General features: G+C 62.8%; 7 protein-coding genes. 2 read left to right on the top strand and 5 right to left on the bottom strand.

Going from position 1 to position 12,259, the window contains the following annotated elements; all coding sequences use genetic code 11:
- Positions 1 to 49: 49 nt before the first annotated feature.
- From JWV26_RS01270 to JWV26_RS01255, 4 genes are read right to left on the bottom strand one after another with little or no spacing between them, the layout of a single operon-like run.
- On the bottom strand, positions 50 to 3,184 hold the full coding sequence (locus JWV26_RS01270; RefSeq protein WP_206418198.1) for a non-ribosomal peptide synthetase: 3,135 nt from the start codon (positions 3,182 to 3,184) through the stop codon (positions 50 to 52).
- 37 nt (positions 3,185 to 3,221) lie between these two features.
- On the bottom strand, positions 3,222 to 4,274 hold the full coding sequence (locus JWV26_RS01265) for a TauD/TfdA family dioxygenase (RefSeq protein ID WP_206418197.1): 1,053 nt from the start codon (positions 4,272 to 4,274) through the stop codon (positions 3,222 to 3,224).
- A gap of 15 nt (positions 4,275 to 4,289) precedes the next feature.
- Positions 4,290 to 5,744 (bottom strand): condensation domain-containing protein, encoded by a 1,455-nt coding sequence (locus JWV26_RS01260; RefSeq protein WP_206418196.1) that lies wholly within the window; start codon positions 5,742 to 5,744, stop codon positions 4,290 to 4,292.
- Positions 5,745 to 5,752: 8 nt separating this feature from the next.
- A complete protein-coding gene (locus JWV26_RS01255; RefSeq protein ID WP_206418195.1) occupies positions 5,753 to 6,736 on the bottom strand; it encodes a TauD/TfdA family dioxygenase in 984 nt (327 codons plus the stop codon).
- A 351-nt stretch (positions 6,737 to 7,087) separates the two neighbouring features.
- Between JWV26_RS01255 and JWV26_RS01250 the strand changes: the two genes are divergently transcribed.
- Both JWV26_RS01250 and JWV26_RS01245 read left to right on the top strand, forming a co-directional pair.
- Positions 7,088 to 9,172: a TonB-dependent receptor gene (locus tag JWV26_RS01250; protein ID WP_206418194.1), complete on the top strand. Its 2,085-nt coding sequence runs from the start codon at positions 7,088 to 7,090 to the stop codon at positions 9,170 to 9,172.
- A gap of 143 nt (positions 9,173 to 9,315) precedes the next feature.
- Positions 9,316 to 10,740 (top strand): diaminobutyrate--2-oxoglutarate transaminase, encoded by a 1,425-nt coding sequence (locus JWV26_RS01245; RefSeq protein WP_206418193.1) that lies wholly within the window; start codon positions 9,316 to 9,318, stop codon positions 10,738 to 10,740.
- A gap of 77 nt (positions 10,741 to 10,817) precedes the next feature.
- Here the strand turns inward: JWV26_RS01245 and sstT are convergent, their stop codons facing one another.
- Entirely contained in the window at positions 10,818 to 12,041 is a 1,224-nt protein-coding gene (gene sstT / locus JWV26_RS01240; RefSeq protein WP_206418192.1) for a serine/threonine transporter SstT, read from the bottom strand.
- Positions 12,042 to 12,259 lie beyond the last annotated feature (218 nt).

The raw sequence follows: 12,259 nt of genomic DNA, 5'->3' as shown, positions 1-12,259 counted from the left end.
CCTTCGAGGCTTTAAGTGGGTGAAGGGGGCGGCCAGGCAGGGCCCCGGTTCAGTCGGTCGAATTGAGTTCCGCGAGCAGGTCGCCGAAGGCGGCATCGTCGAGGTCGGCCAGGGGGAAGTCGGCGGCCGTGCGGGTCGCCCTGGTGTCCTCGGCAGCGGTGGCCACTGGCGCTTCGCTCTCGGGGGCGCCACGGGTGGCGACCTGGGCCATGCGCTCGATGGTCTCGCTCTCGAATATCTGCTTGGCGCTGAGGCGGATGCCTTGCTGGTTGGCGCGCGAGACGATCTGCAGGCTGAGGATCGAGTCGCCGCCAATCTGGAAGAAGTTGTCCTGTACCCCGATGCGTTCGCGTTTGAGCACCTGCTGGCAGATATCGGCCAGTGCTGCTTCCATTTCGTCGCGCGGGGCCACGTAGGCGGCGCTGGCCGCGACCAGGTCATCCGGGTTGGGCAGAGCGTTGAGGTCGAGCTTGCCGTTGGGGGTGTGCGGCAGCGCTGAGAGATGCACGAAGGCGGCCGGCACCATGTAGCTTGGCAGGCGATCGTTGATGAAACTGCTCAGCGCCTGGGCCTCGGGAACATAGCCATGGCGGTCGGTGAAGTAGGCGATCAGGCGGGCGCTGCCTTCGTGAACCTGGGCGATCACCACGGCTTCGCGCACCTCCGAATGGCTCTGCAGCACGCGCTCGATCTCGCCGCGCTCGACGCGGTGGCCGCGGATCTTGATCTGCTGGTCACGGCGGCCGAGGAAGTCCAGGCGGCCGTCGACATGGCGTCGGGCCAGGTCACCGGTGCGATACAGGCGTTGGCCCGCAGCGATGTGCGGGTAATGCACGAAGGCGCTGGCGGTCTGCTCGGGCAGGCCCAGGTAGCCGCTGGTCAGGGTCGGGCCGCCGAGGTGTATCTCGCCGGGTTCGCCGATGGCGGCCGGCTGGCCGTATTCGTTCAGCAGCCACAGGCCCATGCCGGGAATGGGCCGGCCGATGCTGATGGTGGCCGTGCCGGAGGCTGCATCGCTGAGTACCTCGGCGGTGGCCCAGACGGTGGCTTCAGTCGGCCCGTATTCGTTGACCAGTTGTGCGTGCCCCACCTTGTTGCGGTGCTTGTCGAGCACGCGCGGTGTGCAGGGCTCGCCAGCCACGATCCAGGTGCGCAGGTGGGCCAGGGTGGTGGCATCGCAGTAGTCCAGCAAGGTCTCGTAGAGCGATGGCAGCGACAGGCTGTGGCTGACGCGATGGCGTTCGATCAGCGCGGCCAGCACCTCCAGGTCCAGCTCCTCGCCGCTGGCCGGCAGCACCAGCAGACCGCCCTGGCACAGCGTCCAGTAGATGCCCGCCACGGAGCTGTCGAAGGACAATGACGAAAGCAACAGGTAGGCCCGCACCGGCTCAGGGTAGAAGGCCATGCGCACCTGGGTCGAACGGCTCAGGGCCGAATGGCTGATCGGCACGCCCTTGGGTTGACCGGAGGAGCCCGAGGTGTAGATCAGATAGGCGGTCTGCTCGCCGTTGACCGCCGGCAATGGCTCGGCATCGGCGCCAGCCCCCTCGCCGGCAGCGTCCAGCAGCAGGGTAGGCACGCCGCTGGCGACACCGCCTTGCAGGGCCTGGGTGGTGAGCAGCAGGCGCGCCGAGCTGTTGTCGAGCATGTAGCTCAGGCGTTCGCCTGGATAGGCCGGGTCGAGGGGCAGGTAGGCCGCGCCGGCCTTCAGGGCGGCCAGCATGGCGACGATGGCCTGGCGCTCGCGGCGCATGAGGATGCCGACCACGTCGCCGCGTTGCACGCCCGCGATGCGCAGGCGCCGAGCCAGGGTGTCGACCTGGGCCAGCAGCTCGCCATAGCGGGTCAGGCCACCAGCATCGACCAGTGCCGGGGCATCGGGATTGGCCTGGGCACGTTCTTCGAGCAGCGTGAGCACGCTTGCATCCCGCACTTCTGCCGATTTGGCGCTGGCCTGCAGGCCCTGTTCCTGGCGAGGGCCGAGCAGGGGCAGCGTCCCGAGGATGGCGTCTTGCGCACACAATCCCTGTAGCAGTCGGGTCCATTGTTCTTCCAGGCAGGCGATGGCCGCGGCGTCGAAGCGCGTGCGGTCATAGGCCAGGCGCAGCTCCAGCGTCGTGTCGCTGCCGGCATGGCATTCCAGACCGAGCGCGAAGGGCGGCTGGAAGCCGGTGGCCATGACCGGCGTGCCGAGTTTTCCGGGCACGTCGAGTTCGCACCAGGCGAAATAAAGCGCACAGGGCTGCTCGCTGTCGTAATGATCGCGCCAGCCCCTGGCCTGGCGAAGGGGGGCGAGCAGGGTGGCGGCCTGGGACGTCAATGGCGCTTGCAGATCGACTTCCACCTGCACCGGCAGGCGCTGCTCGAACAGGCCCAGAGCCTGTTCCAGGCCCTCGCCACGGCCGGCATCCTGCCAGCCGAGCTGGATGCGTTGCTGCCCGCTCAGCCGGGCCAGCAGCACACACCAGGCAGCGAACAACAGCTCTTCCAGACCCAACCCCACACGGGATGCCAGCGCTTGCAGGTCGGCGTGCGCGGGCATGCCGGTTAGGGCGTGCAAGGCCGGCTGGCAGGCCTGGCCATTGCCGGGCGACTGCAGGCCGTGCAGTTCAAGCGGCGCGCTCTCCGTGCGCATCTGTTGCCAGAAGCGCACGGCCTGGCCGTCGGCTTCATCCTCCAGCAGGCCGTTCTTCCATTCCGCGTAGTCGACGTACTGCAGGCGTTCGGCCTGGGCCGCGCCAAGCAGTTCGCTGGCGATCAGGGCCAGGCTGCTCAGATCCAGGGCGCTGGCAGCGCCTTCGAGGCACAGCCACCAGCGTTCATCCTCGATACGGACGTAGCGCACCGAGAGTACGCTGCCCGCTTGCAGCGTGCTCTTGTTCTGGCGGGCAGCGCGTTGCGCCGCGTCTGCGTCGCGCCAGTCCTCGGCGGCGAAGGTGACACGCGGCTGTTCCTCGATCACCTGGATCGGTAGAGCCATGCCGGGCACGGCATGCAGCACCGTGCGCAGAATCTCTTCGCGTTCGGCCAGGGCCTGCAGGCGTGCATCGATTTCGGCGGCCGATGGAGCCTGGGCCACCTCGACGACCAGGCAGCTACCGGCACTGTCCGCTGCGTTGTGCCGGGCGTCGCGCCAGGCCCGGGCCTGTTGTGGAGAGATGCGAAAACCTGTCAGAGCCGACATGGCGTTTCCTCGTGAGCGAAATTGGAGAACAGACGTATCAGAGCTGTACGTCTCTGCCGGCGGTGGCTTCGGCCATGCCGGTGTAGATCTTGCGGGGGCCGGCGTAGGGTTCCCGGCCATGCACCGCGAGCATGTTGTCGAGCAGCAGGACATCGCCGCGCTGCCAGCGGAACTTCACCAGCGATCCCAGATAGGCGGCGCGCAGGGTTTCCAGTACGTCCGGCTCGATGGGGCTGCCGTCGCCGTAGAAGGTGTTGGTGGGCAGGTCCATCGCTGAGAAGCCGGCGCCGAGCGAGTCACGGATGGCGGCGGGCAGGGTGCTGACATGGAAGAAGGTGCCGTGGTTGAACCAGACTTCTTCGCCTGTGCGTGGGTGGCGCGCCAGGGCGGCGCCGACCTGACGGGTGCGCAGACGGTTGCCGTCCTTCCATTCCACCTCGATGCCCACCGAGGCGCAGTAGGCCTCCACTTCGGCGCGGTCGTCGGTCTGGAACACCGACTGCCAGGGCAGGCCGAAGCCGTCGCCATAGTTGCGTACGTAGAGGATCTTCTTGCGCCTGAAGGTCTCGACGATCTCCTGCGGGATCAGTGACTTGACCCGGCGTACCGAGCCGATCGGGGTTTCCCCGCCGGTTTCCGAAGGCAGGTGGCAGTAGAAGAACAGACGCAGCGGAAAACGTGGCGAGTAGGAATGCTCGTTGTGCGGGAAGATCACCTGGTCGGCCGGGTAGTCGGTCGAGGTATAGATGTTGCCGCCTACCCGCGTGCGCGGCGAGGCACGGAACATATATTCCAGGGCGCCGCTCGACAGGGCGTCGATCACGGCATTGAAATGCTGGGTGCTCTGTACGTCGAAGCCGCGCAGCAGAATGGCGCCATGCTGCAGTAGCATTTTCTCCAGATGTTCGCGGTTCTGCGTGGCCCATTGCACCAGATCGACGCCAGGCAGGCTCGGTTCGACCTGCCAGGGCAGATCCCAGTCCGCTGCCAGGAGGCCTTCGCTGACGATGCTTTGCTGCGAGACCATGATGGGTTTGCGGGGAGGGATACCGGCGGCGGGACGGTTGCCGGACGGAGGAATGGCGGTCATGCGGGCTCCTTGTCGCTACAGGCTGATGGCGCGGCGCCGGGTGTTGCCCAGGCGTGCGCGTCCTTGATCGAGGTGTGCGTGCTGTTGCTGCTGCAGGTAGGCGTCGTCCCAGCCCCGCAGGCGGCTGCGCAGATCGCTGAGCGAATGCTCCAGCAGGTCGTCGACCTGGCCCAGCAGTTCCTGCCAGAGGCTGGCGAAGCGCTCGATCTCGTCGCTGCTGAACAGGCGGCGGTCATATTCCAGCGTGGCTTCGATACTGGCGTGGCGGTGCATCAGGTCGAGCACCAGATCGAAGCCCGCCAGGTCCTGGATTACCTGAGTACTGACGAGGCGAGCCGCGCCGAGGCCCTCGATGCTGAAGCGGTCACGCTGGTAGTTGAACTTGGCCTGGAACAATGGCGAGCGATCCGACTTGCGTTGTGGCGCCAGATGGGACACCAGCAGGTCGAATGGCAACTGCCGATGCCCATGGGCCACGCGAATGGCCTGGCGAGTGCGTGCCAGCAACTCGCCAAGAGTCAACTCATCCTCCAGCTCGCACTTGAGTGTGAGCTGATTGACGAAGAAGCCGAAGATGTCCTGTAGGGCGGGCAGGTCGCGGCCGTGCACATCGGTGCCGACGAGAAAGCGATGCCGGCCACTGAGGTAATGCAGCCAGATCTGGAACAGCCCGGTCAGCGTCACGAATAGGGGCAGGCGCAGATGTCGAGAGACCTGCTTGAGCCGTTCGACCCGCTCTGCCTGGATGGTGAATGCATGGCGGCCGCCCTGTGCCGGCCCCTCGCTGCGCACACGCCGATCGAACTCCAGTTGCAGCGGCATGCCGGCCAGGTAGTCGCGCCAGAAGACGATCTCGCTTTCGATCAGTCGTGGGGTCACGTAGCCAGGTTCCCAGGCCGCGAAATCGGCGTACTGCAAGCGTCCGGGCAGTGGCGCGCCGGTCTCTTCGCTGTCGTAGTAGTGAGCCAGATCCTGCAGGAGGATTTCCCCCGAACGACCGTCGAAGGCGATGTGATGGATGACGATGATCAGCTCCTGCGAGGCTGCGTCGAGATCCAACAGGCAGGCGCGCATGACCGGGCCGGCTTCGAGATCGAAGGGCGTGTTCTGCTGGTCGTGCAACAGGCGCTCGATCACGGCGCGGCGCTCGCTCGCACTCAGGCCGTCGAGGTCGCGATAGTCGAGGTTGATGGATGGCGGGGCGGCGAGGCACTGCTCCGGGCCGGTCTCGGCCGTGCGGTAACAGGCGCGCAGTACCGGGTGGCGCAGGCTCAGTGCGTCGAGCGCGCGCTTGAGGCGGGCTGTCTGCAGGTGCTCTCCCTGGAGCACCATGCGCACCAGAATGTTGTGCTGGGCGCGTTCGGGCTCCAATTGATGCAGGAACCACAGGCGGCTCTGGGCGAAGGATTGACGCACGTAGCGAACAGCCAGCTCACTCAGGGGCAGCAGCGGCGGAGTTGGAGTGTCCATGTACGCTCCTAGGCCATCGCCACGATGACCTTGCGGTCGCCGCTGAACGGGTTACGGCCATGAGCGACCAGCAGGTTGTCGAGCATCAGTACATCGCCGGCCTGCCAGGGGAAGGCGACGCTGGTATTGGCATAGACGGCGCGAATGGCGTCCAGAGTGGCGTCTGGAATCGGCGTACCGTCGCCAAAATAGACATTGCGCGGCAACTGCGCTTCGCCGACCGCCTCGATCAGGGTCTGGCGCAGATCCTGCGCCATGGCGGAGATATGGAACAGGTGCGCCTGATTGAACCACACCCACTCCTGGCTGACGGGGTGGCGAACCGCTGCCTGGCATAGCTGCCGTGTGCTCAGTTCGCCTGCTTCCGACCAGCTCCAGTCGATCCCCTGGGACTGACAGTACTGCTCGACCTTGCTGCGGTCATCGGTGTTGAACACCTGCTGCCAGGGTATGTCGAGGGCGCTGCTGTAGTTGCGAACGTAGAGCAGACCCTTGGAGATGAATTCCTCGCGAATAGCCGGGTCGATCGCCTGGTACACCTGGCGACTGTCGGCGATGGGAGTTTCTCCGCCTGTCTGGCTCGACGTCATGCAGTGGAACCAGATACGCGATGGCCATTGGCGCGTGTAGGACTGCTCGTTGTGCAGGGGAATGCTCTGGTGCGCGGGGTATTCGGTGGAACTGTAGACGCCGGCGAACACCTTGCTGCGCGGCGTGGAACCGAACTCGTAGGTACCCAGCGGCATGCCGAAACTGGCTGCGAAGCGCTTGAAGTCCAGCGGCGTCGGCACCTTGAAATTGCGAAACAGGACTCCACCGGTCGTGCCTAGAGTGTCCAGGGCAATGGCGCGCAATGTATCGCTCAACGTGTGGATCGATTGACCTTCCTGGCTGGCAATTAGTAGAGGGAGCGGGTGGTCGTCCAGTAGTGAGGTGATAGTGCAGCCATCCTGCACACAAGACGAACGAAGCGCGTTGACAACCTGATTCATAAGCGGGCGATCCTTGCGGCAGAACGCGGCCAGATCGCGGCGGGGCACTCGATGAGTGGAGCAGTGTGAGCTGGGCTTCCGTGTAGACGAAGGACCATGGTCCATCCCTCCATTCAAGAGGTTTATGTCGGGGTGAGGCGGTAATGCAGCATCGGCTTCTTGCATGACTGCTCTGCGTGCAAGAAGGTTTCAAATGATAATCACTATCGTAAAGATTGCAAATATTCTTGCACTCGATAATATTTCGCACCTGTGAGCTTCTGGCTTCTGCCGTCGAAGCTTGGGGAGGAGTAGAAGCGACCATCCGTTTCGCTTCGAAAAATAAGCAAGAGCGAAGGAGCCGAGGGGCAAATGAGCAATTTCAAGAAGAACACGTTGGCGCTGGCTGTAGCGTCCGGTCTGATGGCTGCGACTCCGCTGCTGGCAGCCGAAGAGGCCAAGAAAGAGGAAACCCTGCAGCTCAAGGAAGTGGTCATCACAGGGGAAAAGATTCAACGCAGCCAGGACAAAACGCTTTCCAGCGTTGCGGTGGTGACCAGTGAGGACATGCGTATTCATGGCGATCAGGATCTTCAGGGTGTGCTGGACCGCACTCCGGGCGTTTACGCTCAGTCGGGGAACGAGAACTGGGGTATTCGCGGTATTCCGGTGAGTGGGTTCGATGACCAGGGGCCCGCTGCGATGAACGGTGCCGTGTCGGTCTATGTCGACGATGCACTGCAGGTCAATCGTCTGCTCACTCACAATCCAATGCAGCTCTGGGACATGGAGCAGGTAGAGATTTATCGGGGGGCTCAGTCGACCACCCAGGGACGTAACTCTCTGGCAGGTGCCATCATCATGAAGAGCAAGGATCCGACTTTCGATCCAGAGTTCTCGGTGAGAAGCAACGCAGGCAAGTATGGTGAGCGTGGGGCGTCGGCCATGGCCAACGGCTCTTTGGTCGATGGCATCATCGCCGGGCGCTTGGCTGTCGATTACCAGACGTCTGACGGCTATATCGAGAACGAATTCCTGGACATGGACGCCAACCAGCTGCGCTCGTCCAATATTCGAGGCAAGTTCCTTATTTTGCCGTCGGATGACATGGATGTGCTGCTCACCTTCAGCCGCACGAAGCAGCGCAGTGGCCTCAATGCGACGGCCGCATCTAACGGCAAGCCCGATTATTACAGCATTTACGAGAACACCGAGACCTACAACACGCTGAACCAGAACACTGCCACCGCCAAAGTCGATTATCGTCTGGACGACTTCTGGACTCTGACCAGCGTCACCTCTGGCACCTGGTCCAAGTACGACTCCATTCTCGACTTCGATCGCCTGACGAGCGTGACTCAGACATCTCCCCGCCATCACGAACAGACTTTGGGTAGCCAGGAGCTACGCATGGGTTATGCGTCGGATCGGCTCGATGGTGTAGTTGGCGTATACCTGGGGCGTTCAAAAGGCGAGATCGACGATCAGTTGGTCAACAACGGGACGGTGTTGTTGAATCAGAAGGGTGAGACCAAAATCAACAGCCACGCGTTGTTTGGTGAACTCAATTGGGAGTTCGTGGACGACTGGCAGTTGATCACGGGTCTGCGCTGGGATCATGAAAAGAACAACACCAAGATCAATTACCCCATCGATGTGCTGAGCCTCGCTACCGACCCTTCTGTCGATCGTGATCTCAGTTCCAGCGTATTGCTACCGAAGATCGGTATCAGTCATGACCTGACCGATAATCAGGTGTTTGGTCTGACCTGGCAGCGCGGCTATCGCAGTGGTGGTGTGAACATTCGCAGCCGCTCTCGCCACGATAGCTACGATCCTGAGTTCACCAGTACCTATGAGCTGGCCTGGCGTGGCAACTGGCTGGACCGCCGCCTGCGTACCACGGCCAACCTCTACCACACCACGTGGAAGGACCAGCAGGTGTCGTTCCGCAATATCGCCGATGGCACTACTCAGGTAGCCAACGCGGCCGAGAGCCGTATGGTGGGCCTGGAGTTCTCTGCCGAGTATCTGGTGACATCGCAGCTGCTGGTCAATGCCGGTTTCGCCTACAACGACACCAAGTACAAGTCGTTCGTCCGCGATGGCGTGGATCTCAGTGGTTACGAATTCGTCTATGCGCCAAAACAGATGGCCAACCTGGGAGCCAACTACACCTTCAACAACGGTCTGATGATAGGTGGCAATGTTATTTACCAGGGGCGGAGCATCTCCAACTTCGATGCCAATGGCGCACGTGAAATCACCAAGGTACGCCGCAATGACAGCGTGACCTTGGTAAACCTGAACGCTGAGCTGCCTATTGGCAACCTGACCCTCAGCGGTTATGTGCACAACCTCTTCGATGAGGAATACATCACCAACAACCAGAGCGACGACCTGCTCGATGTTGGTGCGCCAATGACCCTGGGTGTAGCCGCTCGCTACGACTTCTAAAGGAAGTAAAACCAGGTAGGGAGGGCGGCGACAAAGGTGTCGCCGCCTACGACTTATTCAAGGTTCGTTGTCTCGTTCCTTTCGACGTGTTCGAAGGGGTGCCGTCAGAGAACGCACTACTTGTGTGAAGCGAGGAGGCCATCATGAGCGTGATTACCCCGACAACGAACATTCCTCTCGAACTAAGGCATCGACATACTGGGCTAAGCCAGCGCTACTGCCTTGACAGCACGCCATTGCTGCAACGGCAAACACAGCGCGAGTCCAATGCACGCAGCTATCCGCGGCGCATACCGCTGGAGTTGAAGCGGGCACAGGGTGTTTACGTCGAGGATTCGCGCGGGCAGGTCTACATCGATTGCCTGGCGGGGGCCGGTACGCTGGCGCTGGGGCACAATCATCCGGTGGTGGTCGAGGCGATCCAGCGAACCCTGGCATCGGGTATCCCATTGCACACCCTCGATCTGAGCACCTCGATCAAGGATGCCTTCGTGCAGACCCTGTTCGATCTGCTGCCGAGCGAGTTCGCCGAGGACGCGCGCATCCAGTTCTGCGGCCCGACCGGGGCGGATGCAGTGGAGGCGGCGCTCAAGTTGTCGCGTACGGCAGCCGGGCGGCAGAGCGTGCTGGCGTTCCATGGTGCTTACCATGGTATGACCCTTGGCACGCTCTCGATCAGCGGCAATCTTGGACCGAAGAGCGCGTTGGGCGGGTTGCTGTCCGGTGTGCAGTTCCTGCCGTATCCACATGAATACCGCTGCCCGTTCGGGTTGTCTGGCGAGCAATCGATCGATACCAACCTGCATTACATTCGCCATCTGCTCAGCGACCCGGAAAGTGGCGTGACCCAGCCAGCCGCAATGATCCTGGAAACGGTGCAGGGCGAGGGTGGTGTGATTCCCGCGCCGGATCGCTGGCTGCAGGGGCTGCGGGCTATCACCAGTGAGCATGGCATTCCGCTGATCCTCGATGAGATCCAATGCGGTATCGGGCGCACCGGCGATCTTTTTGCCTTCGAGCGCAGCGCCATCACCCCCGATGTGGTGACGCTGTCGAAGGCCATCGGCGGCGGTCTGCCGCTCTCGGTGGTGGTCTACCGTGGTGAGCTCGATCAATGGCAGCCTGGCGCCCATGCCGGCACCTTCCGTGGCAATCAGCTGGCCATGGCTGCTGGTGATGCCACCTTGCGCTTCATTCAACGCGGAGGCATTACGGGCCACGTGCGTAGCGTTGGTGCTCGACTGAACACGTTATTGCAGGGATTGCAGGCTGAGTTCGACTGGGTTGGTGACGTGCGTGGGCGCGGCCTGATGCTAGGTATGGAAATCGTCGATCCGTCTCGCAATGATGGTGCTGGTCGTCCCGTGGCCGATGGAGAGCGTGCGCGCAAACTGCAGCGCGCCTGTCTGGAACGTGGCTTGATCGTGGAGCTGGGTGGGCGCCATGGGGCAACCGTCAGGTTCCTGCCGCCATTGATCATCAGCGAGGCTGAAGTCGAGCATGTTGGGCAGATCCTCTATCAGGCTGCCCAGTCCGTCCAGGGGTTCGCTCTGGCAGCGCAGCAGTGAGCTGCATGCGACAAGTTTGAGCTCTTGCTCCGTGCGATAGAAAGAAGGCTTGCGCATCGCACAAGCCTTCTTTTGTTTCAGCCCTGGTGTTCTTCTTTCGCCATGCAGGCAGCCGCCGTGAACAGCACGTCGGTAGAAGAGTTCAGCGCGGTTTCCGCCGAGTCCTGAACGATGCCAATGATGAAGCCGATGGCGACGATCTGCATGGCCACTTCGTTGGGGATGCCGAACAGGCTGCAGGCCAGCGGGATCAGCAGCAGCGAGCCGCCGGCGACACCGGATGCGCCGCAGGCACTGATGGAGGCCAGCACGCTCAGCAGCAGGGCGGTGGGCAGATCGACGGCGATGCCCAGGGTATGCACCGCAGCCAGGGTCAGCACGGTGATGGTGATGGCCGCACCGGCCATGTTGATGGTGGCGCCCAGCGGAATGGAGACCGAATAGGTCTCTTCGTGCAGGCCCAGGCGCTGGCAGAGCTGCAGGTTGACCGGAATATTGGCGGCCGAACTGCGGGTGAAGAAGGCGGTGATGCCGCTTTCGCGCAGGCAGGTCAGTACCAGCGGATAAGGGTTGCGACGGATCTTCCAGTACACCAGCGCCGGGTTGACCACCAGGGCCACCAGCAGCATGCAGCCGACCAGCACCACCAGCAGGTGCAGGTAGCCGAGCAGGGCGTCGAAACCGGACTCGGCCAGGGTCGCGGCGACCAGGCCGAAGATACCCAGCGGTGCCAGGCGGATCACCAGCTTGACGATGGCCGTAACGCCACTGGACAGGTCGCCTAGCAGCTGCTTGCTGCTGGCGCTGGCATGACGGAAGGCGAAGCCGAGGCCGATGGCCCAGGCCAGAATGCCGATGAAATTGCCGCGCAGCAGCGCGTTGACCGGGTTGTCGACCACGTTCATCAGCAGCGTCTTGAGCACCTCGCCGATGCCGCCGGGGGGCGTCAGTTCAGCGGCCTGGCTGCTCAGCACCAGCGACGACGGGAAGGCGAAGCTGGCCACCACCGCGACCAGGGCGGCGCTGAAGGTGCCGATCAGGTACATCAGCAGGATCGGGCGAATGTGGGTCTGCTGACCTTGCTGGTGGTTGGCGATGGACGACATAACCAGGATGAACACCAGTACCGGCGCCACCGCCTTCAACGCCGAGACGAACACGTTACCGATGAAACCGACGGACAGCGCTGCCTGTGGGGCGATCACGGCAAGGGCGATACCTGCGAGCAGGCCGATGATGATCTGTGTCACCAGGCTGGTGCGGTTGAGTAGCTGCAGGGCAGGGTGGATGGCTTGGGACATCGCGTGGTTCTCTGGTTGCTGGGCGTGTGGCAAAGGCCGTCGCGCCTGGGTCGAGAGGGCTTTCAGCGCAGCCTGTGGAAGGTCGGCCGAAAAAATAGCGCGCGACTCTAGCACAGCCTCATAGCGCTTCGTGCCAGCCACTGGTATCTGGACGACAGGGTGCAAGCCGGTGTCGCATCTCGGCAAGCTTTGTCTGCTTGAAATATCGAACGACTGGT

Origin of the sequence: Ectopseudomonas toyotomiensis, from assembly GCF_017167985.1 — a bacterium.
GTDB classification, from domain to species: Bacteria; Pseudomonadota; Gammaproteobacteria; order Pseudomonadales; family Pseudomonadaceae; genus Aquipseudomonas; species Aquipseudomonas toyotomiensis.
This window is presented reverse-complemented; position numbering and strand designations above follow the sequence as displayed.

Coding starts and splice junctions, on each gene's coding strand:
- JWV26_RS01265 (WP_206418197.1), bottom strand. CDS start 4,274: ATGACCGCCATTCCTCCGTCCGGCAACCGTCCCGCCGCCGGTATCCCT.
- JWV26_RS01255 (WP_206418195.1), bottom strand. CDS start 6,736: ATGAATCAGGTTGTCAACGCGCTTCGTTCGTCTTGTGTGCAGGATGGC.
- JWV26_RS01245 (WP_206418193.1), top strand. CDS start 9,316: ATGAGCGTGATTACCCCGACAACGAACATTCCTCTCGAACTAAGGCAT.
- JWV26_RS01250 (WP_206418194.1), top strand. CDS start 7,088: ATGAGCAATTTCAAGAAGAACACGTTGGCGCTGGCTGTAGCGTCCGGT.
- JWV26_RS01260 (WP_206418196.1), bottom strand. CDS start 5,744: ATGGACACTCCAACTCCGCCGCTGCTGCCCCTGAGTGAGCTGGCTGTT.
- sstT (WP_206418192.1), bottom strand. CDS start 12,041: ATGTCCCAAGCCATCCACCCTGCCCTGCAGCTACTCAACCGCACCAGC.
- JWV26_RS01270 (WP_206418198.1), bottom strand. CDS start 3,184: ATGTCGGCTCTGACAGGTTTTCGCATCTCTCCACAACAGGCCCGGGCC.